This window comes from Nocardia sp. N2S4-5 (genome assembly GCF_044628355.1).
Taxonomy (GTDB): Bacteria; Actinomycetota; Actinomycetes; order Mycobacteriales; family Mycobacteriaceae; genus Nocardia; species Nocardia wallacei_B.
On sequence record NZ_JBIUPM010000001.1, the window covers coordinates 177706 to 202856 of the forward strand.

22 protein-coding genes and 2 pseudogenes are annotated in these 25151 nt (G+C 67.3%); 20 read left to right on the plus strand and 4 right to left on the minus strand.

What is annotated here, in order from left to right:
• Nucleotides 1-15: 15 nt before the first annotated feature.
• Nucleotides 16-431, minus strand: a pseudogene (locus ACFMRZ_RS00765) (Zn-ribbon domain-containing OB-fold protein).
• A gap of 78 nt (nt 432-509) precedes the next feature.
• Between ACFMRZ_RS00765 and ACFMRZ_RS00770 the strand changes: the two are divergent.
• Both ACFMRZ_RS00770 and ACFMRZ_RS00775 read left to right on the plus strand, forming a co-directional pair.
• On the plus strand, nt 510-902 hold the full coding sequence (locus ACFMRZ_RS00770) for a pyridoxamine 5'-phosphate oxidase family protein (RefSeq protein ID WP_400177452.1): 393 nt from the start codon (nt 510-512) through the stop codon (nt 900-902).
• Nucleotides 903-955: 53 nt separating this feature from the next.
• Nucleotides 956-2260 (plus strand): amidohydrolase family protein, encoded by a 1305-nt coding sequence (locus tag ACFMRZ_RS00775; protein WP_280270724.1) that lies wholly within the window; start codon nt 956-958, stop codon nt 2258-2260.
• A gap of 58 nt (nt 2261-2318) precedes the next feature.
• Here ACFMRZ_RS00775 and ACFMRZ_RS00780 read toward each other — a convergent pair whose 3' ends face one another.
• Entirely contained in the window at nt 2319-3539 is a 1221-nt protein-coding gene (locus ACFMRZ_RS00780; protein WP_400177453.1) for a CaiB/BaiF CoA transferase family protein, read from the minus strand.
• 181 nt (nt 3540-3720) lie between these two features.
• Between ACFMRZ_RS00780 and ACFMRZ_RS00785 the strand changes: the two genes are divergently transcribed.
• The 5 genes from ACFMRZ_RS00785 (at nt 3721) to ACFMRZ_RS00805 (ending at nt 8980) form a co-directional block, all read left to right on the plus strand.
• A complete protein-coding gene (locus tag ACFMRZ_RS00785; protein ID WP_400182743.1) occupies nt 3721-5184 on the plus strand; it encodes an aldehyde dehydrogenase family protein in 1464 nt (487 codons plus the stop codon).
• Between the two features lie 46 nt (nt 5185-5230).
• Nucleotides 5231-6079: a mycofactocin-coupled SDR family oxidoreductase gene (locus tag ACFMRZ_RS00790; RefSeq protein ID WP_400177454.1), complete on the plus strand. Its 849-nt coding sequence runs from the start codon at nt 5231-5233 to the stop codon at nt 6077-6079.
• Nucleotides 6080-6148: 69 nt separating this feature from the next.
• The gene (locus ACFMRZ_RS00795; protein ID WP_400177455.1) at nt 6149-7327 is read left to right on the plus strand and encodes a thiolase family protein; all 1179 of its coding nucleotides are present in this window, start codon (nt 6149-6151) and stop codon (nt 7325-7327) included.
• Between the two features lie 83 nt (nt 7328-7410).
• Nucleotides 7411-8172, plus strand: a complete 762-nt coding sequence (locus tag ACFMRZ_RS00800) for a crotonase/enoyl-CoA hydratase family protein (protein WP_400177456.1) — start codon at nt 7411-7413, stop codon at nt 8170-8172.
• Between the two features lie 37 nt (nt 8173-8209).
• Nucleotides 8210-8980 (plus strand): SDR family NAD(P)-dependent oxidoreductase, encoded by a 771-nt coding sequence (locus tag ACFMRZ_RS00805; protein WP_400177457.1) that lies wholly within the window; start codon nt 8210-8212, stop codon nt 8978-8980.
• 69 nt (nt 8981-9049) lie between these two features.
• On the opposite strand, the gene ACFMRZ_RS00810 is transcribed toward ACFMRZ_RS00805, so the two are convergent.
• Nucleotides 9050-10189 (minus strand): amidohydrolase family protein, encoded by a 1140-nt coding sequence (locus tag ACFMRZ_RS00810; RefSeq protein ID WP_400182744.1) that lies wholly within the window; start codon nt 10187-10189, stop codon nt 9050-9052.
• A gap of 270 nt (nt 10190-10459) precedes the next feature.
• Here ACFMRZ_RS00810 and ACFMRZ_RS00815 point away from each other — a divergent pair, with 270 nt between their 5' ends.
• The 9 genes from ACFMRZ_RS00815 to ACFMRZ_RS00855 all read left to right on the plus strand — a co-directional run bounded on the left by ACFMRZ_RS00815 (nt 10460) and on the right by ACFMRZ_RS00855 (nt 19692).
• Entirely contained in the window at nt 10460-11755 is a 1296-nt protein-coding gene (locus ACFMRZ_RS00815; RefSeq protein ID WP_400177458.1) for an MlaD family protein, read from the plus strand.
• Nucleotides 11752-12789, plus strand: a complete 1038-nt coding sequence (locus tag ACFMRZ_RS00820) for an MlaD family protein (RefSeq protein ID WP_400177459.1) — start codon at nt 11752-11754, stop codon at nt 12787-12789. Before ACFMRZ_RS00815 ends, ACFMRZ_RS00820 begins: the two co-directional genes overlap by 4 nt.
• A 5-nt stretch (nt 12790-12794) precedes the next feature.
• Complete coding sequence (locus tag ACFMRZ_RS00825) at nt 12795-13847, plus strand: MCE family protein (protein WP_400177460.1); 1053 nt, start codon at nt 12795-12797, stop codon at nt 13845-13847.
• A complete protein-coding gene (locus ACFMRZ_RS00830; protein ID WP_400177461.1) occupies nt 13844-14953 on the plus strand; it encodes an MCE family protein in 1110 nt (369 codons plus the stop codon). The genes ACFMRZ_RS00825 and ACFMRZ_RS00830 overlap by 4 nt, the downstream gene beginning before the upstream one ends.
• On the plus strand, nt 14950-16065 hold the full coding sequence (locus ACFMRZ_RS00835; RefSeq protein WP_400177462.1) for an MCE family protein: 1116 nt from the start codon (nt 14950-14952) through the stop codon (nt 16063-16065). The genes ACFMRZ_RS00830 and ACFMRZ_RS00835 overlap by 4 nt, the downstream gene beginning before the upstream one ends.
• Nucleotides 16062-17360: an MlaD family protein gene (locus ACFMRZ_RS00840; protein WP_400177463.1), complete on the plus strand. Its 1299-nt coding sequence runs from the start codon at nt 16062-16064 to the stop codon at nt 17358-17360. The genes ACFMRZ_RS00835 and ACFMRZ_RS00840 overlap by 4 nt, the downstream gene beginning before the upstream one ends.
• A 64-nt stretch (nt 17361-17424) precedes the next feature.
• The gene (locus ACFMRZ_RS00845) at nt 17425-17970 is read left to right on the plus strand and encodes a hypothetical protein (protein WP_400177464.1); all 546 of its coding nucleotides are present in this window, start codon (nt 17425-17427) and stop codon (nt 17968-17970) included.
• A 5-nt stretch (nt 17971-17975) separates the two neighbouring features.
• The gene (locus tag ACFMRZ_RS00850; protein WP_280270557.1) at nt 17976-18836 is read left to right on the plus strand and encodes an ABC transporter permease; all 861 of its coding nucleotides are present in this window, start codon (nt 17976-17978) and stop codon (nt 18834-18836) included.
• A gap of 1 nt (nt 18837) precedes the next feature.
• Complete coding sequence (locus tag ACFMRZ_RS00855) at nt 18838-19692, plus strand: ABC transporter permease (protein WP_280270556.1); 855 nt, start codon at nt 18838-18840, stop codon at nt 19690-19692.
• A gap of 9 nt (nt 19693-19701) precedes the next feature.
• Here the strand turns inward: ACFMRZ_RS00855 and ACFMRZ_RS00860 are convergent, their stop codons facing one another.
• Nucleotides 19702-20340: a TetR/AcrR family transcriptional regulator gene (locus tag ACFMRZ_RS00860; protein WP_280270555.1), complete on the minus strand. Its 639-nt coding sequence runs from the start codon at nt 20338-20340 to the stop codon at nt 19702-19704.
• Between the two features lie 134 nt (nt 20341-20474).
• Between ACFMRZ_RS00860 and ACFMRZ_RS00865 the strand changes: the two genes are divergently transcribed.
• The 4 genes and pseudogenes from ACFMRZ_RS00865 (at nt 20475) to ACFMRZ_RS00880 (ending at nt 25042) form a co-directional block, all read left to right on the plus strand.
• A complete protein-coding gene (locus ACFMRZ_RS00865) occupies nt 20475-21608 on the plus strand; it encodes a VOC family protein (RefSeq protein ID WP_400177465.1) in 1134 nt (377 codons plus the stop codon).
• Entirely contained in the window at nt 21605-22543 is a 939-nt protein-coding gene (locus ACFMRZ_RS00870; RefSeq protein WP_400177466.1) for a fumarylacetoacetate hydrolase family protein, read from the plus strand. Before ACFMRZ_RS00865 ends, ACFMRZ_RS00870 begins: the two co-directional genes overlap by 4 nt.
• Nucleotides 22540-24078, plus strand: coding sequence for a bifunctional 3-(3-hydroxy-phenyl)propionate/3-hydroxycinnamic acid hydroxylase (locus ACFMRZ_RS00875; RefSeq protein WP_400177467.1), 1539 nt, complete (start codon nt 22540-22542; stop codon nt 24076-24078). The genes ACFMRZ_RS00870 and ACFMRZ_RS00875 overlap by 4 nt, the downstream gene beginning before the upstream one ends.
• A gap of 59 nt (nt 24079-24137) precedes the next feature.
• Nucleotides 24138-25042: pseudogene (locus tag ACFMRZ_RS00880) on the plus strand (IS5 family transposase).
• The last annotated feature ends 109 nt before the right edge of the window (nt 25043-25151 follow it).

The window sequence follows — 25151 nt, forward strand, 5'->3', positions numbered from 1 at the left end:
GTGAACTCCTCGTGGTCAGAGCGGCCGGAAGGCGAAGGTGAGTACGTCGTCGCCGGCGCTGTCGGTGCCCAGCGGCACGGCGGTCAGGGCGACTTCCATTCCGAACGCCAGCTTGTCCGGATCGTTCTCGGTGAGCCGGCCTTCGACCCGGATGACATCGCCGAGCTGGACCAGGCCGACGCCGAAGGGGACGAAGGTCGCCGCCGTCTCGTTCCCGAGATACGGCGGCCCGGGCAGGAACCCCTGGGTCGTCCAGGCAATCAGAGTTCCGCGTTCCGGTAGTTGGATTCTCTCGATCGCAGAACGGCTGCACCGCGGGCAGATATCCTGCAGGGGAAAACCGTTGCACCACAGTCGTCGCAGGCCCCGCCGACGAGGCGGAAATCATCCTCGGGCCAGTTGGAGATCTCCGGGCTGATCATTCTCTGCATCGCTTGTTCCTCACCCCGTTCGCAGCATTTGGATGATAGCTTACGGTAATGTCAACGGTAAATCTTCTAGGTGGAGCCATGAACTCGAAAATTCCCGCCGGACTCGAGGACCTCCTGCGCCGGCCGCTCGTCGGGGTGCTCGCCACTGTGACACCGAACGGATCGCCGGACCAGTCGCCGATGCGGTTCACCTGGGACGGTGCGCACCTGCGGATGAGCCACACCATTCCCCGGCGGAAATTCACCAGCCTGCAGGCGAATCCGAACTACTCGTTCCTCGTCACCGACCCGGACGAGCCGTCGCGATGCCTCGAGACGCGGGGCTGGCTGGTCACCGTGCAGGGCGACCAGGACGGCAAGTTCTACTCGGAACTGAGCGAGCGCTACGGGGACACCGACATCGAACTGCCCGCCGATGTGGAGGACCGGGTCGTGCTGATCCTCGATGCGACGACCTTCGTCGCGCGGTGAACCAAAACGATTATAGTTAGCATTACAGTATAGTACTCGGAAGGAGTACCTCCGTGGACAAGAACGATATGATCCTCGTCAGCGTCGACGACCACATCATCGAACCGCCCGATATGTTCGCCAATCACCTACCTGCCAGGTACGCCGACGACGCGCCCCGGCTGGTGCACATGGACAACGGCGCGGACATGTGGAAGTTCCGCGATCGGGTCATCCCGAACGTGGCGCTCAACGCGGTGGCCGGCCGTCCGAAGGAGGAGTACGGGCTCGAACCCGAAGGACTCGACGAGATCCGGCCCGGCTGTTATGACGTCGACGAGCGCGTGAAGGATATGAACGCCGGCGGCGTCTTGGCCCAGATGAACTTCCCCTCTTTTCCGGGGTTCGCCGCCCGTCTGTTCGCCACCGAGGACTCCGAATTCTCGCTCGCGTTGGTGCGCGCGTACAACGACTGGCATATCGACGAGTGGTGCGGCGCCTACCCGGGCCGCTTCATCCCGATGGCGCTGCCGGTGATCTGGGATGCCGAACTGTGCGCGGCGGAGGTGCGCCGGGTCTCGAAGAAGGGCGTGCATTCGCTCACCTTCACCGAAAACCCCGCGGCCCTGGGCTATCCGAGTTTCCACAGCGAGCACTGGAATCCGCTGTGGCAGGCTCTCGTGGAGACCGACACCGTGCTGAATGTTCATATCGGTTCCTCCGGCACCCTGTCCATTCCGGCGTCGGATTCCCCGCCCGACGTGATGATCACACTGCAACCGATGAATATCGTCTCGGCCGCCGCCGACCTGCTCTGGTCACGCCCCGTGAAGGAGTACAAGGACCTGAAGATCGGGCTCTCCGAGGGCGGCACGGGCTGGATCCCCTATTTCCTGGAACGGATCGACCGGACCTTCGAAATGCACTCGACGTGGACGATGCAGGACTTCGGGGGCAAGCTGCCGAGCGAGATCTTCCGCGAGCACTTCCTGACCTGCTTCATCAGCGATCCCGTCGGCGTCCGGCTGCGCAACGATATCGGCATCGACAATATCGCCTGGGAAATGGACTATCCGCACAGCGACTCCATGTGGCCCGGCGCGCCCGAGGAACTGGACTCGGTCTTCAAGGCGCACAACGTGACCGATACCGAGATCGACAAGATGACTCATCTCAACGCGCTGCGGTGGTACTCGTTCGACCCGTTCCAGCATGTCCCGCGCGAGAAGGCCACCGTCGGCGCGCTGCGGGCAGCGGCGGGCGACCACGATGTCAGTATCAAGGCGCGCAGTCACCACCAGAGCACGGCCGACGAGAAGCTGGCGGCGTTCCGGTCCCAGATCGACGCGGCCACCGCCCATCTCGCCGGCAAGGACTGACGAGCATCGGATGACCCGGGTCTCGCAGACCTGGCTTTCGAGTCGGGTCCGCGAGCGGTCAGAGGATGGCGCCCGCTTCTTTGGCGGCGATGATGTCGTCCCAGTCCATGCCCAGCTCGAGCAGGATGGTCTCGGTGTGTTCGCCGTATTCGGGCGCGCGGCTCGGCGGCGCCGGCGTCTCGTCGAATTGCACCGGGGCGCTGACGGTTCGGTAGTTCTTGCCCGCGTCGTCGGCGACGGTCATCAGGTAGCCGTTGGCGGCCACCTGCGGGTCGTCCAGGACCTCCTGCGGACTGGCCAGGGTGGCCCAGACCGCGGGTTCGTCGGCGAGCACCTGCTGCCACTCGGCGAGATCCCGCTCGGCGAAGGTCTTGCGCAGTTCGGCGGTGGCGGCCTCCTGATTGACGACGAGATTGGTCAAGGGGGTGAACCGCTCGTCGGTGGCCATATCCGGTCGGCCGATGCGCTCGCAGAAGCCCTTCCAGAAGCGGTCGGCCTGCAGCAGCATCAGCTGCACCCACCGACCGTCGCGGGTCCGGTAGCGGTTGACCGCCGGATTCAGTGAGGTGCCGGCCGGGCCGGCCGGGATGCGGTCGATGCCGTAGTAGTCGGCGGCCGCGATGTCGGGCGCCACGGCCCACATCCCTTGCGCGAGTAGCGAACTGTCCACGAGGGGTGCGTGTCCGGTGCGCTCGCGGTGGAACAGCGCGGCCGCGATGCCGCCGGCCAGTGTGATGCCGCCCTGGAGATCGCCGAACGCCGGCGCCTGGGTGACCGGGAACTCCACGTCCGGCGGGGTCAGGGCGTACGCCACGCCGGCGCGGGCGAGATAACTGGCGGCGTCGAATCCGCCGCGGTCCTGCTCCGGTCCCCGGCTGCCGTGGCCGCTGCCGCGGGCGATGATCACGTTCGGGTTGAACTCCCGGATCTGCTCGACCGTCAGCCCCGCGCGCTGCAGCGGGCCGGGCAGCCAGTTGGTCAGGAAGACATCGGCGCTCGCGATCAGCGCGCCCACGATCGCGCGTCCGCGCTCGGACTTGAGATCCACGCCGATGCTGCGTTTTCCGTGGTTGCCGATCTCCATCATGAAGTTGGCCCGCACCGGTGACCGCGCGGGATCCAGCCCGCCCACGATCAGGGCGCGGCACGGATCGCCACCCCGGGTGTCCTCGATCTTGATGACGTCCGCGCCCCAGTCCGCCAGCGCGGCGCCGCCGCAGGGAACGTATGTCCACGAAGCGAGTTCGACTATCCGGACGCCGTTGAGCAGACCCGACATAGGTGCTCCCTTTCCTACGATTGCCACCTAGCTTGAAGAACTATACGGTAATGATTACAGTTAGTCATCCGGGAAGGGTTGTGCCGGGTGATCAGGAGGAGATGTGACCGACATCGTCGGGGAGCCCGCGGTTCCCAGTGTGGAATGGGGGCGCCGCGTCGCCGAGCGAGCCGAGTCCCGCATGCTCATCGACGGCGAGCTGACCGGGTCGGGCTCCGGCGCCACCTTCGACAATGTGAACCCCGCGACCGGAGCGGTGCTCGGCAATACCGCCGCGGCGGACTCGGGGGACATGCTGCGGGCGATCGCGGCGGCGCGCCGTGCATTCGACGAGACCGATTGGTCGACGAACCGGGCGCTGCGCCGGCGGTGCCTCGATCAGCTACAGCAGGCGCTCGAGTCCGAAAAGCACGAACTGGGCGAGGAACTCGTCGCCGAGGTCGGCTGCCCGGTCATGACGCTGGGCAATGCCCAGCTGGACTGGCCGCTGGCCGGGGCGCTGCGCTATCCGTCGATGCTGATCGACACCTTCGAATGGGAACGGACGCTGGACGGCGGCGGCCTGTTCGGTGACCGCAACGTGCGCACGGTGGTTCAGGAACCGGTGGGTGTGGTCGCGGCGATCTGCCCCTCGAACTATCCGATCGAGGTGGTGCTCAACAAACTCGGCCCCGCGCTGGCCGCCGGTAATACGGTGGTGCTCAAGCCGGACCCGAACACGCCCTGGAACGCCACCCGGCTCGGTCGGCTCATCGCCGAACGCACCGACATCCCGCCCGGCGTCGTCAATGTCGTGCCCACGCCGTCGAACGAGGTCGCCGGCTTGCTGGGCACCGATGCCCGGGTCGACATGGTCTCGTTCACCGGGTCGACCGCGGTCGGGCGCACGCTCATGCGGCTGGGCGCCGACACGATGAAGCGGACCTTCCTGGAACTGGGCGGGAAATCGGCGCTGATCGTGCTCGACGACGCCGATCCGGCGGCCGCGATCCGCAGTGCGGCCGGTGTCTGCGTGCACGCGGGCCAGGCCTGCGCCGCGACCAGTCGAATGCTGGTGCACCGCACCATCTTCGACGATCTGGTCGCCGGTGTCACCGCGGCGTTCCAGGCCGTGCCGGTGGGAGATCCGGCGCTACCCGACACCGTCGTGGGCCCGGTGATCAGCGCCGCGCAGCGCGAGCGGGTTCTGGACGCGTGCGCTCGCGCCACGGCGGACGGCGCCCGCCTGATCACCGGCGGCGGCGCGGTGCGGACGTTGCCGCCGCCGCTGGCCGGCGGCTACTACGTCGAACCCACGGTGTTCGTGTGCGACGACCCCGGCCTGCCGATCGCCCAGGAGGAGGTCTTCGGCCCGGTCGTGGTGATGATCCCGTTCGATGACGACGACGAGGCCGTGCGCATAGCCGACCACAGTGCCTACGGGCTGGCCGGTGCGGTGCTGTCGGCGTCGACGGACCGCGGCATGGCCATCGCGCGGCGTATCCGGACCGGGGCGGTCGGCGTCAACGGTGGCATGTTCTACGGCGCCGACGCTCCGTTCGGCGGCTACAAGAACAGCGGAGTCGGCCGCCAGTGCGGCCTCGAGGGTTTCCGGCAGTACCTCGAGACGAAAACCATCGGCTGCCGAATTCCGCGGCGGCGCTGAACAATTCCCGGCCCGGTGGCCGACCGTCACAACGAAAGGTGCTCCAGTGGGCAAATTGGACAACAAGGTCGCGGTGGTATCGGGCGCCGCGCGCGGACAGGGACGGTCGCACGCCGTCAACCTCGCCGCCGCGGGCGCGAGCATCATCGCGCTGGACATCTGCGCCGATCTGGAGGGCAACACCTATCCGCTGGCCCGCCCGGAAGACCTGGAGGAGACCGCGCGGCTGGTCGAGAAGGAGGGCGTGCGCGCCCACCCGGTGATCGTCGATGTCGGGGAGCGCGGCGCGGTCCGCAGCGCGGTCGCCGAGGGCGTCCAGGCGCTGGGCGGGCTCGACATCGTGGTGGCGAATGCCGGTATCGCCGCGATGGGGACCGGGCAGACCCTCCGGTCGTGGTCGGACACCATCGACACCGATCTGGTGGGCGTGTTCAACGTGATCCAGGCCGGTCTGCCGTATCTCGAGGCCGGGGCATCCATCATCGCGACCGGATCGCTGGCGGCGCAGCTGGGCAGCTCGACGAAGCAGGGCCCCGGCGGCTCGGCGTACAGTTTCGCGAAACAGGTTGTCGCGCACTATGTCAACGATCTGGCGAATCAACTCGCGAAGCAGTCGATCCGGATCAACGCGGTCCACCCGACCAACGTGAACACCGCCATGCTGCACAACGAGGGCATGTACCGGGTGTTCCGCCCGGACCTGACATCGCCGACCCGCGAGGATGCCGAGGCGGCCTTCCCGGCGATGCAGGCGATGCCGATCCCGTACATCGAACCGCAGGATGTCTCCGATCTCGTTGTCTTCCTCGCCGGCGACGAATCGCGCTACATCACCGGCAGCCAATTGCGGGTGGACGCGGGCGGTTTCGTCAAAGCCGTGCCCTGGGGCAAATAGCACAAGCGCAGAAATCATCGGTTACGCCGCGCCCGAACGCGTGGCTCGACAGCTCAGAGGTTGAGAGATATGGCCAAGCCCGTCATCGTCGGCGCCGTCAGAACGGCGATCGGACGATCATTCAAAGGGGCGCTCGCGAATGTGCCCTCGGAAACACTGGCGAGCACGATCCTGTCCGAGGCGGTCCGCCGGTCCCGGGTCGATCCCGCCGTCGTGGACGATGTCATCCTGGCCGAATTGAACTACGGCGGAGGGGATCTGGCGCGGCATGCCGCGGTGGCGTGCGGCATGGTCGGCGTGCCGGGGCAGGCCGTGAACCGGCACTGCACGGGGAGCCTCACCGCGATCGCCAACGGGGCGGCGCACATCGTGTCGGGTATGGAGCGGGTGATCGTCGCCGGTGGTGTGCAGTCGCTGTCGACCGCGCCGCTGATGAAGTGGCGGGTGCCGGGCAAGGCCGAACTCGAATTCGTCGAACCGTGGATGCCGCCGTCGCATCCCGAGACGCCGGACGCGCCGACTCTCGACATGGCGATCACCGTCGGCTGGAACACGGCGAAGAAGGCGGGGATCAGTCGTGCGGAGATGGACGCCTGGGCGTTGCGGTCGCATCAGCGTGCCGTCGCCGCGATCGATGCCGGGAAGTTCCTCGACGAGATCGTGCCGTTGAAGATTCGGCAACTCGACGGCTCGGTGGTCGACTTCGCGGTCGACGAATTCCCGCGCCGGGACACCACTTCGGAGCGCCTGGCCGGGCTGCCGGTGCTGCACCCGGAGATCGAGGGCTTCTCGATCACGGCGGGCAACAGCAGCGGTATCAACGATGCCGCCGCGGCGGTCACGGTGGTCGGCGACGACTACGCCGCGGCCGAGGGACTCGACGTGCTGGGCACCGTGCGGGCGTGGGCCAACACCGCGGTGACCCCCGCGGACAACGGCCTGGCGGCGGGCAAGGTGATCGGCAAGGTGCTGGATCGCGCCGGTCTCGCGCCTGCCGACGTGGCGCTGTGGGAGATCAACGAGGCGTTCGCGTCGGTACCGATCGCCGCGTGCCGCGAGCACGGTCTGGACGAGGAACTGGTGAACTTCTCCGGCAGCGGATGCAGTCTGGGACATCCGATTTCGGCGTCCGGGGCGCGCATGGTGACCACGCTGCTCTACGAATTGCGGCGCCGCGGTGGCGGTATCGGTGTGGCGGCGATGTGCGCCGGCGGCGGCCAGGGCGGCGCCCTCGTGGTCGAGGTCTGAGCTCGGCGACCTTGTCGATTTATATACTGGAAGTATTATAGTAAGCTTTACCAAAAGCTGCCGAGTCGAACTGGAGGCTACCGGTGTCGGACGTAGTTCTGCGGGAGCGCCGCGGGCGCACGCTGGTCATCACGATCAACCGGCCGGATGTGCGCAACGCCGTCGACACCGCGGTCAGTCAGGGACTGGCGGACGCGATCGACGAACTCGACGAGAGTCCGGAACTGTCGGTCGCCGTGGTGACCGGCGCCGGTGGAAACTTCTCCGCGGGAATGGATTTGAAGGCCTTCGCGGCGGGCGAGGTGGTGATCGTGCCCGGGCGGGGCCTGGGCTTCACCGAGAAGCCGCCGGTCAAGCCGATCATCGCCGCGGTCGAGGGATACGCCCTCGCCGGGGGCACCGAGATCGTGCTCGCGACGGACCTGATCGTCGCCGCCAAGACCGCGCAGTTCGGTGTCCCGGAGGTCAAGCGCGGCTTGGTCGCCGGAGCGGGGGCGCTGTTGCGGTTGCAGCACCGCATCCCGCATCAGAAGGCCCTCGAATTGGCCCTGACCGGTGACAATTTCACCGCCGAGGAGGCGGCGGGCTTCGGCTTCGTGAACCTGCTCACCGAGCCGGGCGGCGCGCTCGAGGCGGCGTTGGCCCTCGCCGATCGGATCACCGCGAACGGACCGCTGGCTGTCGCGAAGACCAAGGAGATCATCGTCAAGTCCGGCGACTGGAGTTCCGAGGAGATGTGGCAGAAGCAGCTGGAACTCATTGTCCCGGTGTTCCAGTCGAGGGACGCGCAGGAGGGCGCGCAGGCATTCGCCGAGAAGCGCCCGCCGCAATGGACAGGTGCGTAGGGCAGAGCACATCGACCCGTGAAAGTAAGGAGACGCTGTGTCGTTCGAAGGTGAAGTTGCGCTGGTGACCGGTGGCGCCGGTGGCTTGGGAGCGGCGACCGTGCGCCGGTTGCACGCGGCGGGCGCCGCGGTCGTCATCGCGGATGTCAACGACGAGAAGGCCACCGCGTTGGCCGACGAACTCGGCAACAAGGTCGCTTATGTGCGTACCGACGTGCTCGACGACGAGACGGTCGAGGCCGCGATCGCCGCGGCGGGCGAGCTGGGCGTGCTGCGTTACGCCGTGATCGCCCACGGTGGATTCGGCGTGCTGGAGAAGGTCGTCAACAAGGACGGCAGCCCGCACACCTTCAAGGGTTTCGCCGACACCATCGCGTTGTATCTGAGCGGGACGTACAACGTGTTGCGCTTGGCGGCGGCGAGGATCGCGACATCGGATCCCAAGCCCGACGGTGAACGCGGCGCCGTCGTCATGACGAGTTCGATCGCCGGTTACGAAGGTCAGATCGGTCAGTCCGCGTACGCTGCGGCCAAGGGCGGCGTGATCGGGCTGACATTGTCGGGCGCCCGGGATCTCAGTTCGGTCGGGATCCGGTTGAACAGTATCGCGCCCGGCACGATGCACACGCCCATCATGGATTTCCTCGGCGAGGAGAAGCTGGGGAAATTCGCCGCGTCGGTGCCCTTCCCGAAGCGACTCGGGGCGCCGGACGAATACGCGGCACTGGCTCAGCACCTGCTCGAAAATCCGTATATCAACGGGGAAGTCGTGCGAATCGACGGCGCGCAACGATTCCAGCCGCGGTAAGCGCGGCCGGTCGCGAGACTTCCGTGCGGGTGTGCCTGTCGGCGCACCCGCACGGCTTTTCGCACTAATTCACGCGAGGGGGAGGCCGAGCAGGCGGCGGGCGTTGTCGCCCATGAAGTCGTAGGTGCGCCGAATGTCCATGCCCTCGGCGTATTTCCAGTAGCCCTTCGGCTCGGCCAGACCTTCCGGATGCGGATAGTCCGATCCGAACATGACCTTGTCCCAGCCGACCGTGTCGACCACGTCGGCCACGCAACCCTCCCAGAACGGGCTGACCCAGATATTGCGCCGGAAGACGTCGTGCGGGTGTTCGGGGAAGTTCTGGGGCATCTTCTTGTAGAGGTCTTCGAAGTCGTGGAACAGCGGATAGATCCACGAGCTGCCGTTCTCCACACTGGCGATGCGCAGCTTGGGGAACCGGGTCAGGGTGCCGTGGCAGATGAGGCTGGTGATCATGTCGGCGATCTCGCGGTGTCCCAGGGTCATCCAGCGAAACGCACTCTGCGCCATGAAGCTCGCGGTGTGCGGCGGCTCCCACTTGGCGATGTACTCGTCCAGCGGTGGGTAGCTCGCGTGCAGCACGATCGGCAGGCCGGCGGTCTCGACATCGCGCCAGAACGGATCGAATTCGGGCAGCGCGGGCGAGCGCCACCCGTGCAGGCCGTGCACCGGCCCGGGCTTGATCAGCGCCACCCGCGCGCCGTGGGCAAGGATGTATTCCAGCTCGCGCCGTGCCGCGTCGACCTCGGACAGATTGATGATCGGTGTCGAGTAGATGCGACCGGCGTAGTCGAAGGTCCAGTGCTCGGCCATCCACTGGTTGAGGGCGTGGATGATCGCCAGGTTCAGCTGGGGGTCCTCGGCCGCGGAATGCTCGACCAGGCTGGCCAGAGTCGGATAGTTCAGCGCCTCGACCACGCCCTGGCGGTCGAGTTCGGCGACCCGGTCCACCGGATTGCGGGTGGCGGCGGGCGCTTCTATGGAGTGGCCCTGCATCTCTCGCAGTGTGAGTCCCTCGGTGTTCTCGCCCGCGAAGAACTTCTCGTGCGCACCGGGGGCGGCGACACGTTCGAAGGTCGGGTTCGGGATGAAGTCGGTGACCCTGTTGTTGATCACGATCCGGGTCTGCCGGCCGATCTGCGCGTACTGCACGGCGCCCGCGTACTGCGCGGGGAGATACCTGGTCAGCGCATCGGGGGTCTCGTACATGTGCTGATCGGCGTCGAAGATCGGCGCATCTCGAAACGGGGCTTCGGTTCGGCTCACGAGCGCATTCCTCCAGGGCCGGAAGCCGTCCGCGACGGCTTGGTCCGGCATCGGTTCCATCCACTGCCGTGGTTTCTCTACGAGTTAGCGAAACAGTCCATGTAACTGTAATTGATACGGTACCTTTTCCGGTAGTTCGGTTTCGATCGGAAAGGGAGCCAGATGCGCAGCCCAGGGAACGTAGTGGCTCGCCGCGACGGCGGGGGGTGAACGATGCCGAGCGTCTTCGATCCCGATGGACGGGGAGCCTCCGCTCCGCGCCTGTTGCTGACCGGGATCTGCTTCCTCGCCGCCATCGCGGTCGCCGTGGCGGCCATGATCGCGGTGTCGCGCGGCGCATTACGCGAGACCGTGGTGGTCACCGCGCTGATGGCCGACGCCGGTGACGGTCTGCCGCCGAAGTCGGATGTGAAGTTCCAGGGCGTGCGGGTCGGATCGGTCGTCGAGGTGACACCGACGGCCGAGATCGGCGGCAACGCCGTCCGCATCCAGCTGGATCCGCGGTACGCGAATCGGGTGCCCGCCACGGTGACCGCGCGCGTCGTACCGAGCAACGTGTTCGCGGTGCCGTCGGTGCAATTGGTCTACAACGGCGAGGCGCCCGCCGTGACCTCCGGGGCGACCATCGCGCAGGACCGCAGCCTGTCGGCCGTGCGGCTGCAATCCTCGCTGGATCAGTTCCGTCACGTCCTGGACGCTGTCGGCCGGGAGCAATCGGACGAGGCCGTCGGCATGCTGGCGACCCTGGCCGAGGCCACCGCGGGCCGTGGCGCCGCGATCGAGGACGCGGGGGCCCGCCTGCTCGAGATCGTCAGAGAACTCGGCAAGGTCGTCTCCCTCCGGGAAGCGCCGTCGACGCTCGACGCGCTGGCGGCGGCGCTGCGATCGGTGCAGGCGACGGCGCCGGAACTGCTCGACACGCTGCATCACGCGATTTCGCCGCTGCTGACCCTCGCCCAGCAGCGGCAGCAACTCGCCGACCTGCTCACCGGCGGATTGCACACGTCCGGCACCGCCGAGGCGGCACTGGCGCACAACGCCGACCGCATCATCGACATCACCACGCACATGTCACCGCCCCTCGCCGTACTCGGCGACGGCGCAAGCCATTTCACCCAGATGACCACCTCGCTCACCAGAACCACCGGATTGTTCAGCGATCAGGTCTTCGATCCCCAGGCGCAGATGATGGTGGGCAAGGCGATCGTGCAGTTCACGCCGAACCGCCGGTACGACCGTGCGGATTGCCCGCGATACGGCGACCTGGCGGGCCCGAGTTGCTCGACCGCGCCGGTGACGGCGCCCGAGGCGGCGGCGCTGCCGCCCGGATTCCGGCCGGACATGTTCCGGCCGGTCGATATCGGGCCGGTGGGCAGTCCCGAGGAGCAGCGGCGGATCGCCGGCATTCTCGGCGGAACGCCGAATGCCGCCGCCGACATCCTTTTCGGTCCGCTCGCGCGGGGAACGACCGTCACGGTTTCGCCCGACCCGAATGGCGGCCCTCGATGAGCTATCGCAGGTCGCTGCTCGTGCTGATCGTTTTCGCCGTCGTGTCGGCCGCGCTGATCTGGACCGTCACGGTCATCCTGGACCGCGGCGTCGGCGGCGCCACCGCGAAGTATTCGGCCCAGTTCACCGATGTCTCGGGCCTGCGGGTCGGTGACGACGTCCGGGTCGCGGGAGTACGGGTGGGCCGGGTCGACTCCATCGGACTCGACGGGTCCCGCGCCCGCGTGGGATTCGAGGTGCAGAACGATCAGACGTTGTACGGGGACACGGTCGTGTCGGTCACCTATCAGAATCTGATCGGCCAGCGTTATCTCGGTCTGGCACGGGGCGGCAAGGGTGCTCCGGCGCCGCTGCCGGCCGGAGCCGTTGTCCCCGTGGAGAATACGGAGCCGTCGTTCGATATCTCGAAACTGCTCAAGGGTTTCGAGCCGTTGTTCGGCACGATGGACCGCACCGCGGTCGACAACATCACCGATGCGCTCATCAAGGCGCTGCAGGGCGACAACGGTTCGCTCACGGTACTGATCGCCCAGACGACCCAGCTGGCACAATCGTTCGCCGGACCGGACGACGTGCTGGGACAGGTGATCGCGAATCTCACCACGATCGTGGGCAATCTGGCCGCACAGAGCGGCAACCTCACCACCGTGATCGAGCGGACCCGATCCGTGTTCGACGGGCTGGAGAAGAACAAGCAGACCTTGCTCGGCTCGGTGGATCAGGCGTCCCGGGTCGTCGACCGGGCGGCGCAACTCGCACGGGCGGACGCGCCGATGCTGGACGAATTTCTCCGCCGCGAGCCAGGGTTCACACAACATTTCCTGGACAACGAATACAAATTCGAATTCATGGGCGACAACCTCCCGCTGGTGCTGAAGGGACTGGCGCGGCTGGCGCAGAGCGGCGCGTACGTCGATGCCTATGTCTGCGATGTGTCGTTCTCGATGGTGCCAGGCCTGGCGCCGCTGATTCCGGAGATCGTCGGGGCGCTGACGCCCGGCGGTGTCCCCGCACATACGGCGAAATGCAGGTGAACCGGATGTCGTGGCGAAAGACCGTGGCGCGTCGCCGAATTCGGGGACGGACGCTCGAGGAATACAACCCGGCCTGGCTCGGTACGCTGGCGATCGCGGCACTCGTCGTGGCCGTCGCCGTCGCATTGACGATCAATTCGCTGAGTATCGGCGACAAGCGGATCGAGGCGGATTTCGCCCAGGCCGCACAGCTCGGCGTCGGGGATCAGGTCACCGTGGCCGGGGTGCCGGTCGGCAGTGTGGCGCGCGTGCGGCTGGCGGGCGACCATGTCGCCGTAACCCTGACCATCGGCGCCGATGTCCACCTCGGCGCGGACACCACCGCATCGATCAAGCTCACCACGCTGCTGGGCAATCGCTACGTCGAATTGGCGCCCGCCGGCTCCGGCTCACTGGCCTCCGGCCGAATACCCTTGGCACACACCAGCGTTCCCTATGACCTCCAATCAGCGCTGTCCGATGCGACGAAGACCTTCGACCAGGTCGATGCCGACCAGGTCGCCACCGCGCTGACCGACCTGTCGGGCCGGCTCGACGGCTTGCCACAGCTGATCCCGTCGGTGCTGCAGAACATCAGCACGCTCTCGAGCGTGATCGCCGAACGCCGGGGCCAGATCGGCGCGCTGCTGGACAGCACGAGCCGGCTGACGACCGCGATCGAGAACCAGCGGGCGAATCTCGGGGCATTGTTCACCCAGGGCAGTGGCCTGCTCCAGGACATTCTGGCCCACAAGCAGGCGATCGAGACGATGATCGCGGCCACCACCACCTTGGTGAATACTCTGAAGCCGCTCGCGGTCGACGATCAGCCGCAGATTCAATCCCTGCTGACCAACCTGAGCGCGATGACGGGCAAGCTCAGCCGCCACGACGACCTGATGCGCAACATTCTGGAAATCCTTCCGGTGCCGTGGCGATCGTGGGCGAACCTGACCGGCACCGGACCGGAAATGGACGTGAACGCCCCCAGCGGAGCCTTCGTCGACTCGTTCATGTGCGCGCTCGTCCTGCGGGCGCCGCAAGCCCGCATCTCCCCGTACTCCGAGGACTGCAAATGACGCGTTTGTCACGGCCGGCCAAGCTGGCATTCCTCGGGGCGGCCGCGGCCGTGGTGGCTGCCGCGAGCGTTCCGGTGACGCGAATGGGGAACACCACGATCAATGTCGTCGCTCGATTCGACAATGCCGCCGGCCTCTATGCCGGGAATCCGGTGGACGTGCTCGGGATGCGCGTGGGAGAGATCTCCGGCATCGTCCAGCGCGGCACGTATATCGACGTGACGATGTCGATCGACAAGTCGGTGCCGATTCCCGCCGACGCCATGGCGGTGACGGTATCGGATTCGGTGCTCACCGATCGGCACATCGAGTTCACCCCGGCCTATCGCGGCGGGCCGACGCTGCCGGACGGCGCGGTGCTGGACACCGGACGAACGCGGACACCGATCGAATTCGACAGTGTCCTCGCGATGGCCGACAAACTCTCCCGATCGCTCGCCGGAGACGGTAGGGGGAACGGCCCGGTCGCGGACATCGTCGGGGTCGGCGCGTCCGTCGCGACGGGTAACAATGCGAACCTCAAAGCCGCGCTGGATCAACTGTCGCGGGCGTTGCGGAGGGGAAACGACAGCGGCGCGGCCACCCAGGACGCCATCACGAAGATCGTGAACAACCTGAACACCTTGTCGGCCGCGGCGGCGGGCAACGACCAGAAGATCCGGGACTTCGGCAGCGCGGTGCACCAGATGAGCACACTGCTCGCCGATCTGAATCTCGGCACGGGCGATACCGGGACGGAACTCGTCGAGATCCTCACCGCGACAACCGATCTCATGGAGAAGAACAGGGACGCGCTGCGTTCGACCGCGACCGGAGCGGATGTCCTGTTCAAGAGCCTGGCCGACTACAACCGGAATATCGCCGAATTCCTCGATGTGTTTCCGCTCGTCACCGACAACGCCTATCGCGTGATCGATCAGGAGGCGGGCGCCGCCCGCGTGCACGCGAACGTGGACAAGATCGCCCTGGACGGGCAGATGGTGAAGGAGGTGTGCAACCTGCTGGGTCTGAAACAGCTGGGCTGCGACACCGGGAAAGCGTCGGATATGGGACCCGATTTCGGGGTGGTGGCCATGCTGGCCGGAATAGCGGGTCTGCCGGAATGAGTGTCGGAATTCTTCGTCGCGGCCTGACCGCCGTCATCGTGCTGTCGGCGATCTCGGTCACCTCGTGTGCGGTGGGAACGGAACGACTCCCGCTGCCCGCGCCCTCGATCGGACCGCACAGCTACACCGTGACCGCCACGTTCGGCAATGCGCTGAATCTCCCCGCCAAGGCCGAAGTGAAGGTGAACGGCGCCGGGGTCGGCAAGGTCGAGGGAATGCGCGCGCGCGATTACGCGGCGGTCGTCACGATGCGGATCCGATCGGAGGTGACACTGCCGGTCGGCACGGCCGCCGAACTCCGGTCCGCCACGCCGCTGGGCGATGTCTTCGTCGCGCTGGTGCCGCCCGCTGCCGGACTGCCGGGCGCTCCGGTCCTGCGTGACGGCGACAGCATCCCGGAATCGTCGACCTCGGCCGCGGCGACGATCGAGGACGTGCTGAGCCGGGCGGCGCTTCTGGTCAACGGCGGCGTGATGCGGGATCTGACCAAGGTCGTCAACGGGCTGGGCGCCGAATTCGGGGGGCGCGGGGATCGCCTGGGCGACTTGATCGCCGAGACCACGACGCTGGTACAGACGCTCTCCCGGCGCTCGGAACAGATCCGGGCGGCAGTGCGAGACACCGGCGCGCTGGCGGAGACCGTGGCGGCGCAGCAGTCGACGGTGAACGACGCCGTGGCCGCGGCCGGTCCTGCGCTGGCCGTGGTCGGGGAGAGCACACAGAGCATTGCCGACCTCGCGGCGCGATTCGCCGGGATCGCCGGGCAACTCGAGAAGTTTCCCTCGGTGAACGGCACGGGGGACCGGAGCATCATCGCCGATCTGAACAATCTCGCGGCCGGATTGAACGCCGCGGCCGAGAACCCCGACGCCAATCTGGACAACCTCAACAAAGGTATCGCCACGGTCGGCGGCAAGGTGGCCTCGTCCACGGCCGCGAGCCCGGCCGGTGTCGATATCTATCAACTCGCGCTCGGCGTCGTGCCGGACCCCAATTTCCCCGGCAATCCGGAATCGAAGATCCCCGACCGGGCGGATTGGGCGAATTTCGTCGGATCGCTGGCCTACACGCTGCAGCGCCTGCACGACCGCGTGATCGGACCGGGACGATGACATGCCGGGACTCGTTGCCGGCCATCGGTTTCCGCGTGCTGGACCGGTCGGCGGGTGCGGTGGTGGCAGGCATCGACGTCCTGTTCCGGCGCCGGCTCACCGTGTCCTGGGTCGCGTTGCTGCTCACGCTGGTCCTGGGCGCGGGGTATCTCACCTTCGGAGCGCTGCGGACGAACCCTTTCCGGTCGAGCTACCAGGTACGGATTCACCTGGCCCAATCGGGCGGGTTGCTGCCGAATCAGGATGTGACCATTCGCGGTCAACGGGTCGGGCGGGTGTCGTCGGTCGATATCGAGCGCGGGCGCGTCGTGGTGGACGCGGCGATCGACTCCTCGGCCGAGATACCGGCCGACACCACGGTGCGGGTGGCCTCGTTGTCCGCCGCCGGTGAGCAATATCTGGATTTCGTCCCGGCGGCCGGCGGCGGACCATTTCTCACGGACGGGTCGGTCGTCGAATCCGATCGGACATCCACGCCGGTCACGCTGGCGCAGCTGCTGGGTGACGCGAACGGCGCCATCGTTCAGCTCGATCCGGCGAAACTGGCCACGATCTCCCGGGAGCTGGGCGCCGGTTCGCAGGCGCCCGAGAAGCTGGCGGCGATCATCGACGGTGGCACGTTCCTGATCAGCACGCTCGGTGCCGTGCTGCCGCAGACCGTGAGCCTGTTGCGCCACAGCGAGATCGTCTTGTCGACGGTCCGCGACACGGGCCCGGGGCTCACGGCGACCGTTGCCGAGATGAATCGCGTCGCGTCCGGGGTGGAGTCGATGACGGACGGCTACGCGACATTGCTCGGCACGGGCCCGCGGGCATTGCAGACCATGGATCGGATCATCGCGGACAACTCGCCCACGATGGTCCAGTTACTGGGCAACCTCGCGACGGTCGCGCAGATGTCGTACGCGCATGTGCCGGCGTTTCAAGAGTTCTTCTTTCCCCAGCAGCGCGACGGTTCCGCGGTGGATGCGATAGGGAAAGCCTTCCACGACAACGCGGTGTGGGCGCTGGTCAACATCTATCCCCGCAAGCAGTGTGACTACGACCTGCCGCGGCGGGCCGCCACCGACGCGAGCTTCCCGGAACCGTATCTGTACGCCTACTGCACCGACCCGGATCCGAGCATGGTCGTGCGAGGCGCGCGGAACGCCCCGCGTCCCCCGGGTGACGACACGGCCGGACCGCCGCCGGGAGTGGATCCGCTGGCGACCGCGGCCGCCACGCCGCAGCAGCCCCGGACCGTGCCGACGCCCTACGGCGGGATTCCCCAACCGGCGTACGTGCCACCTCGGTAGCCAACGATTCACGACAGTGAGGAGCGATCCGATGCCGAATACATCATCGGGACGAGTTCTGGAAATGCCCGAGACGGAAGAGGATTCGGCCGACGAGGCGCCCGACACCGGTACACCGTCGCCGTCCCCGTGGCGTTCCCTGCGCGCGGCCGTCGCCGTGGTCGCCGTCGTCGTGATCGGGTTGTCGGTGTGTGCCGGAGTATTCGGCTGGAAACTGAAGGAGCGCAACGAGATCGATGCCGCGGGCCGCGCGGCGTCGGCGACCGCGCAGAATTACGCCGTCACACTCACCAGTATCGACTCGCAGCACATCGACCAGAACTTCACCGATGTGTTGAACGGCGCCACCGGCGAATTCAAGGACATGTACTCGAAATCGAGTGAGCAGCTGAAGCAATTGCTCATCGACAACAAGGCCGTGAGCAAGGGGAAGGTGGTCGGCGTCGCCATCAGATCCGCCTCGACGGAACGGGTCGAGGTGATGTTGTTCGTCGATCAGGAGGTCACCAACGCCGCCAGTCCCGATCCCCGCCTGGATCGCAGTCGCATTGTCATGACCATGCAGCGGGCCGGGGATCGGTGGCTGGCCGGCAAAGTGGAGATGGTCTGATCACCATGAGCGCCAACGAGATTCGTGCGCCGCGGACGTCCGCTCCGGTCGGCCGGATCACCTCCTGGGGGAGCGGCTACCTGCGGCGGCACCCGATCGCGTCCCTCGAAACGGTCGGGGCGCAGTTCGTCATGGGCGTTCGCGCGGTGCAGTATCTGGTCGCCGATATCGCGACCGGGCGGTTCGCCTTTCACGAATTCGTGCGGCAGGCCGCGTTCATGGTCAAGACCTCGTATGTGCCGACGGTCGCGGTGGCGCTGCCCATCAGCGCGACCCTGTCGATCCAGTTCGGGCTCATCGCCGGTCAGGTGGGCGCCACCTCGCTGGCCGGTGCGTCGAGCGGACTCGCGGTGATCCGGCAGGCCGCGCCCGTGGTGACCGCGCTGCTGCTGGCCGCGGCCGTGGGCTCGGCGATCTGTGCCGATCTCGGTTCCCGGACCATCCGGGAGGAGATCGACGCCCTGCAGGTCATGGGCGTCTCGGTGATTCGCAGGCTGGTGGTGCCGCGGGTGGCCGCGGGGGTGGTCGTCGCGGTCGGGCTCACCGGATTGAGCGCGTTCGTCGGTTTTCTCGCCGGATACCTGTTCAACGTTTATGTCCAGGGTGGAACGCCGGGCAGCTTCGTGGCGACGTTCTCCTCGTTCGCGACCATCGGCGACATGTATCTGGCGGTGGTCAAGGCAGTGGTGTTCGGACTGATCGTGACCGTTGTCGCCTGCCAGAAGGGATTGAGCACCAAGGGCGGACCCGGCGGGGTCGCCGATTCGGTCAATGCGACCGTGGTGGCGTCCATCGTGCTGCTCATGGTGGTCAATGTGGGCTTCACGCAGATATACACCATGCTTTTCCCGCGAGCGGCGCTCTGACATGGCGGCTACGTATTATCCACTCGGCCTCGGCCGCGTGCTCCGCGCGGCCGAGCCGCCGACGCGAGAAATCATGCGGCTCGGGCACATGGCCCTGTTCTTCGTGCGGGCGGTGTCGTCGATTCCGGTGGTGTTGCGCCATTACCGCAAGGAATTCTTGCGTCTGATCTCGATGGTCACCTGGGGCAACGGTTCGCTGATAGTCGGCGGCGGCACGGCCGGCATCGTCGTCGTGCTCGGTGCCAGTGCGGGCGCACTGGTCGGGATCGAAGGGTACAACGCGCTGAAATTGCTGGGCCTCGGCCCGGCGACCGGCCTGATCTCCGCGACCGCGTCGACGCGGGAACTCGCGCCGATCATGGCCTCCATCGCCTTCGCCGCGCAGGCGGGCTGCCGGTTCACCGCGCAACTGGGCGCGATGCGCATCGCCGAGGAGATCGATGCGATGGAGTCGCTGGGTATCCGATCGGTGTCGTATCTGGTCACCACCCGGCTGATGGCGTCGGTATCGGCGATCGTCCCGCTGTATCTGGTGTGCCTGGCGATGAATTTTCTCGCGGTCCAGTTCGCCATCGGAATCGCCGGCAGCCAGGCGCCGGGCACCTACGACCATTACTTCCGCATGGTGCTGACCGGTACGGACATCTTGTATTCGCTGAGCAAGGCCGTCGTATTCGTCGTGATCACCACGACGATCCAATGCTATTTCGGTTATTACGCCACCGGCGGTCCGGAGGGAGTCGGCATTGCGGCGGGCCGGGCCATGCGCGCGAGCATCACGGTGATGATCTGCGTCAACCTGCTCATGACGCTGTCGCTGTGGGGGTTCGACGCTGGGGCGCGGATCAGCGGGTAGCCGCCGACTTCATCGATCGAGCGGAGGCAACGGGGCGCGGCAGATCCGGTGCGCGTCGTCCGGCGGAAGTCCGAACATGCGGAGCAGATCCTCGGCCACCTGATCCGTGGCCTCGGCGTCATCGCGCTCCGGATCGTCGTGGAGCAGGCGGCCGAGGGCGAGGGTGGCCCCGGCGACGACGGTCATGGCCAATTCCGGGTCCCGGACCTCGAATCGGCCGGCGCGGGCCGCCGCTTCGATATCGCGGCGAGCCCGGGGCGCGAGCCCCTTGGCGGACCTCATGAGGTTGAGTCCGTCGTTGAGCAGGACCTTGCTGAGGGTGGGATTGAGGCGGTGCATGCGACCGGTGAGGCGAAAGCTCTGGGCGAAAACCTGCGCTGGGTCCTCGATGTTCTCGCACAGCACGTCGAGTAGCGCGCCGTGCCGGTCGAGCGCCTCCTCGACCGCCGCGTGGAACAGTTCCTCACGGCTGCGGAAGTGGTTGTAGAACGAGCCCATGCCGACGTCGGCGGCTTGGGTGATCTCGAGGATCGGCACGTTGAGCTTGCCCTCGGCCAGCAGCGCCTGCGCGGCGCCGACGAGCGCCGCCCGGGTTCGCGCCTTGCGGCGTTCCAGACGATTGGGTTCCGAACCGGTCTGCACGGACATCGCTGCTCACCTCTCCCTGACGCGCTCGCACGCGATCCTATCTTCCGGGTCAGTTCTGACGAAATTGTCACATACCTTGACTGATGATTGGTTCGTAAGTGACGATATCCTCATTAAGAGGAAGGGAGTGGTCGATGAGCGGCCATCGCGATGCGCACAGCGGCCTGCACAGCGAGCACGGGGCGCTGGCGGGCGAGCATCCCGGCCGGGCGCGTGATCCGGTAATCAAAGTGTTCGATCTCGCTTGGCTGGAGTTCGAGAAGCCCGACCTGGACGTGGCCGAAACCTTCTCGCACGCTTTCGGATTCGTGACGGCGACGCGCACGGCCGATCGACTGCATCTGCGGGGTATGGACCCGGGCTCGCCCTGTGTGCTCATCCGCCGGGGCGCCCGGTCGCGGTTCGTCGGTCCGGCGTTCCGCGCCGCCGATTCCGCCGACCTGTCACGGCTGGCGGCAGCGACCGACTCGCGGCCCGTGCCGCTGCCGGAGGAACTCGGCGGGTTGTCCGTCGATCTCACCGATCCGAGTCACCTGCGGGTGCGGGTGGTCGCGGAGACGCACGAACTGCCGGGCTTGCCGACGCAACAGCCGCAGGTGCTGAACACCGGGCGGGAGATGGTGCGTATCAACGCCGTCCAGCGACCGCCGCGGGTGCCGGCGCGCGTGCAACGGCTCGGGCACGTCGTCGTGCAGACGACCAGGTACCGGGAGACCCTCGACTGGTACCTGCGGTACCTGGGCCTGATCGTCAGTGATTTTCTCTACTACCCGGGCCGGCGCGAGCACGGCCCGGTCATGAGCTTCATTCGCTGCGACCGCGGCCTCACCCCGGCCGATCACCACACCCTGGCCTTGACGCTGGGCCCCTCGAACCGATACGTGCATTCGGCGTACCAGGTCGCGGACCTGGATGCGCTCGCCGCGGGCGGGGAATACCTGCGCGAGCGGGGCTATCGGCGGTCGTGGGGGATCGGCCGCCATATCCAGGGCAGCCAGATCTTCGACTACTGGCGAGATCCCGAGGGGTTCATGGTCGAGCACTTCAGCGATGGCGACATGTTCGACTGCACGCTCGAGCCGGGATGGGCGCCGATGACCGCGACCGGTCTCGCGCAATGGGGCCCGCCCGCGACCAAGGACTTCCTGGGCATCGCGCCCGGCCGCGAATCGCTGCGCGAACTGCGCGCGATCGCCGGTGCGCTGCGCGAGGACAACGAATTCGATCTCCGCCGCCTGCGCGGCCTGTGGAAAGTAGCCAATTCATGACCCTTTCCGTGCTCCGGACCGCCGACGCGTGGTGGGTGCGGACACCCACCGGCGCCGCCCGCGTCGACACCGCGGCCACCACCACGCGCGAACTGCTGGCCGATCGGCAGGCGGTCACCGCGGCCGCGGCGAGCGCGGACACCGTGGCGGTCGAGGGCCTGGCGCTGGTCTCGCCCGTGACGGCGCCGTGCCGGGTGGTGGCCCAGATGACGAATTTCGCTTCCCACGTGCGGGATTCGGGTATGGATCCGGATACGGTGCCGCTGACCTTCTTCCGGAAGACGTCCGGGTCGATCAGCGGCCCGTTCGACGATGTGGTGCGCCCGGCGCACGTGCGGCTGCTGGACTACGAGGTGGAGATCGGCCTGGTATTCGGCCGGGAGATGCCGGTCGGTTCCGACATCACGGCCGAGAATCTCACGGAGTATGTCGCGGGTCTGGTGGTGACCAACGATGTGTCGGCCCGCGACGTGCAACTGCCCAAAACCCAGTTCTACGAGGGGAAGTCGTATCCGACGTTCACGCCCGTCGGTCCGGCGCTGGTGCTGCTGGACGCGGCGGAGCTACGGCGGTTCACCGAGCTGCGCCTGCGCTTGTGGGTCGACGGTGAGCTGCGCCAGGACATGACCGTCGCCGATATGATCTACCGGCCCCTGGAGACGCTGCGCGCATTGACCCGGTTCCAGCGCATGGATGCCGGTGATCTGCTGCTCACCGGAACCCCGGCGGGCACCGCACTGAGCGCACCGCCCAGACCGGTGGAGATCCTCGGATCGTTGTTGCCGCCGAAGGTGAAGTGGCGCTTGTTCTTCCGTGGTCAGGCCAAGAATCCGAAATACCTGCACGACGGCGCCGTGGTCGAGGCCGCGATCGGCACCGATGACGGCGCGCTCGACCTGGGTCGGCAGCGCACGATCGTGAGGCACGCCCCGTGAGCGGCAACGTTCCGGTGGTTCTCGTCGGGGCCGGTCCCACCGGGCTCACCGCGGCGACACTGCTCGCGCGGTACGGCATCGAATGCCTCGTGCTGGAACGCTGGGACGGTATCTATCCGCAGCCGCGGGCGGTGCACCTCGACGGCGAGATCCGGCGCATCCTGCAATGCCTCGACGTGGGGGAGGAATTCGACGCCATCTCCCGGCCGGCGCTGGGGCTACGGTTGCTGGACCGGCACATGCGGGTCCTCGCGCAGTTCGACCGCGATCCGTCCGGCGGCCGCAACGGTCACCCGGAGGCGAATCTGTTCGACCAGCCGGACCTGGAGGCGGTGCTGCGCGCCAACCTGCGAAGGTATCCGCGGGTGATGGTGCGCGGCAATGCGGAGGTGGTGGGTATCGCCGTCGAAACCGATGGTGTCCGAGTCGATTTCGTCGACCGGCCGAGCGGCACGGCGGATTCGGTGCGAGCGCGGTACCTGCTGGGCTGCGACGGCGCCAACAGCCTCGTCCGGTCCGCTCTCGGCACCACGATGCGAGATCTGCGGTTCGACCAGCGCTGGCTGGTGGTGGACATCGCCACCACCGCCGAACTCGGCCGGTGGGACGGCGTGCACCAGATATGCGACCCGGTGCGTGCGGCCACGTACATGCGCATCGGGCGAACCCGTTACCGCTGGGAATTTCGGCTCCGGCCCGGTGAATCCGCCTCCGACTACAAGGATTTCGCCGACGTGCGGCCGCTGCTCGCGCCCTGGATCGAGGACATCGCGGCCGCCGAGTTCGAGGTGGTGCGGGTGGCGGAGTACACCTTCCGCGCTCGGCTGGCGGACCGCTGGCGTCAGGGCCGGGTGTTCCTGCTCGGCGATGCCGCGCACCTCACCCCGCCGTTCATCGGACAGGGGATGGGCGCGGGGCTGCGCGACGCGGCCAACCTCGCGTGGAAGCTGGCCGGTGTGCTGCGCGGCGAACTCCCGCCCGATGTGCTCGACACCTATGAAACGGAACGAAAACCACACGCCCGGACCATGATCCGGCTCGCGAAGCTCACCGGCGTGACCATGACGGCGGGTGGTGAGACGGGCGATCGCCTGCGTGGCTGGATCGCGCCACAGCTGCCCCGGGTGCCCGGTCTGGCGGGTGCGATTCTCAGTGGAGAGTCGCCGCCCCTGCATCGTTCCGCGCTCGTCCGCGCACCGTGGATGCGCCGCGGACTCGTCGGCCGGTTGATCCCCAACGCACGACTTGCCGACGGTCGCCGCGTGGACGATGTCATCGCGGGCCGTTTCGCCGTCGTCACCGTGACAACCCCGACCGCGCGGGAGCGGGCGAACGCCGAACAGCGCGGCGTCGCCGTGCTGACGGCGGGACGGGGCACCGAGCTGCACCGCTGGCTGCGTCGTGCTCGCGCAGCGGCGGCCCTGATTCGTCCGGACGGAACGGTCCAGCGCTGCGGACGAGAGCTGCCGGCGCTGTGTGCCACGGCGCCTCGGTTCGCTCCGTGGGATGCCGCCGGGGAGGGGGCACGGGTCTAGGTCGTGTCTCCTAATGAGGCCGGTTGATCGGCCCCGCTGCGCGGGCCCGATCATGCATCATGTTCGCTGTGGTGACGGTGGCTGGCGATCGGTATCGAGTCCTGACGGATAGGCAGTGGGAGCTGTTGGAGTTGCTGCTGCCGAAATCCGAAGGGCGCGTGGGTCGTAACTTCGGAGACAACCGCCGGGTCGTGGAGGGGATGCTGTACCGGCTGCGCACGGGCGTGCCGTGGCGGGATCTGCCGGAGGTGTTCGGGCCGTGGCAGACGGTGTGGAAACGGCACCGGCGCTACGCCGCCGACGGCACCTGGGACAGGGTGCTCACCGCGCTGCTGGCGCTGGCTGACACCACCGGCGATCTGGACTGGGTGGTGTCGATCGACTCGACGGTCGTACGAGCCCACCAGCACGCTGCCGGTGCCCGCACCGACGGCCCGGAGGGTGGGGTTATGAACCGGCCGACCACGGGCTGGGCCGCTCGCGAGGCGGGCTGAGCACCAAGGCCCATGTCGCGACGGACGGCAGCGGTCGCGGTCTGGCCGTGTTGATCACGCCTGGGCAGGCTGCGGACTCACCCATGCTCCCGGCAGTGCTCGAGCAGTTGGCGGTACCCCGTCTCGAGGGCGGCCCACCCCGGCGCAACCCGGACACCGTGATCGCGGACAAGGCGTACTCGGCGAGGTCCAACCGGAACTTGTTGCGGCGCAGGCATATCCGGGCGGTAATCCCCGAACGCGCCGATCAGATCGCCAACCGCAAGCGCCGGGGACGTGCAGGCGGGCGGCCGACAGGTTTCGACACAATCGTCTACAAACGCCGCAACGTCGTCGAGCGCGCGTTCAACAAAGCCAAACACTGGCGCGCAGTCGCCACCCGCTACGACAAGCTCGCCACCACCTACCGTGGCGGATTCACGCTGGCCCTCATCGTGGAATGGCTCAAATCATTGGGAGACACAACCTAGTCGCCCGGACCCCCGGGTGATGTCCCGTCGAAACTCGATGTCTATCGGGGACCGGTGGCAGCGCCAAGACCCGAATTGATGCGGCTCGTGCGGGGACGGTGCGGTCCGG

Bases quoted from the DNA above. Each gene is read 5' to 3' on its own strand.
- ACFMRZ_RS00770 (WP_400177452.1), top strand. From the start codon at position 510: ATGAACTCGAAAATTCCCGCCGGACTCGAGGACCTCCTGCGCCGGCCG.
- ACFMRZ_RS00780 (WP_400177453.1), bottom strand. From the start codon at position 3,539: ATGTCGGGTCTGCTCAACGGCGTCCGGATAGTCGAACTCGCTTCGTGG.
- ACFMRZ_RS00785 (WP_400182743.1), top strand. From the start codon at position 3,721: ATGCTCATCGACGGCGAGCTGACCGGGTCGGGCTCCGGCGCCACCTTC.
- ACFMRZ_RS00795 (WP_400177455.1), top strand. From the start codon at position 6,149: ATGGCCAAGCCCGTCATCGTCGGCGCCGTCAGAACGGCGATCGGACGA.
- ACFMRZ_RS00810 (WP_400182744.1), bottom strand. From the start codon at position 10,189: ATGTACGAGACCCCCGATGCGCTGACCAGGTATCTCCCCGCGCAGTAC.
- ACFMRZ_RS00815 (WP_400177458.1), top strand. From the start codon at position 10,460: ATGCCGAGCGTCTTCGATCCCGATGGACGGGGAGCCTCCGCTCCGCGC.
- ACFMRZ_RS00820 (WP_400177459.1), top strand. From the start codon at position 11,752: ATGAGCTATCGCAGGTCGCTGCTCGTGCTGATCGTTTTCGCCGTCGTG.
- ACFMRZ_RS00825 (WP_400177460.1), top strand. From the start codon at position 12,795: ATGTCGTGGCGAAAGACCGTGGCGCGTCGCCGAATTCGGGGACGGACG.
- ACFMRZ_RS00830 (WP_400177461.1), top strand. From the start codon at position 13,844: ATGACGCGTTTGTCACGGCCGGCCAAGCTGGCATTCCTCGGGGCGGCC.
- ACFMRZ_RS00835 (WP_400177462.1), top strand. From the start codon at position 14,950: ATGAGTGTCGGAATTCTTCGTCGCGGCCTGACCGCCGTCATCGTGCTG.
- ACFMRZ_RS00840 (WP_400177463.1), top strand. From the start codon at position 16,062: ATGACATGCCGGGACTCGTTGCCGGCCATCGGTTTCCGCGTGCTGGAC.
- ACFMRZ_RS00845 (WP_400177464.1), top strand. From the start codon at position 17,425: ATGCCCGAGACGGAAGAGGATTCGGCCGACGAGGCGCCCGACACCGGT.
- ACFMRZ_RS00850 (WP_280270557.1), top strand. From the start codon at position 17,976: ATGAGCGCCAACGAGATTCGTGCGCCGCGGACGTCCGCTCCGGTCGGC.
- ACFMRZ_RS00855 (WP_280270556.1), top strand. From the start codon at position 18,838: ATGGCGGCTACGTATTATCCACTCGGCCTCGGCCGCGTGCTCCGCGCG.
- ACFMRZ_RS00860 (WP_280270555.1), bottom strand. From the start codon at position 20,340: ATGTCCGTGCAGACCGGTTCGGAACCCAATCGTCTGGAACGCCGCAAG.
- ACFMRZ_RS00865 (WP_400177465.1), top strand. From the start codon at position 20,475: ATGAGCGGCCATCGCGATGCGCACAGCGGCCTGCACAGCGAGCACGGG.
- ACFMRZ_RS00870 (WP_400177466.1), top strand. From the start codon at position 21,605: ATGACCCTTTCCGTGCTCCGGACCGCCGACGCGTGGTGGGTGCGGACA.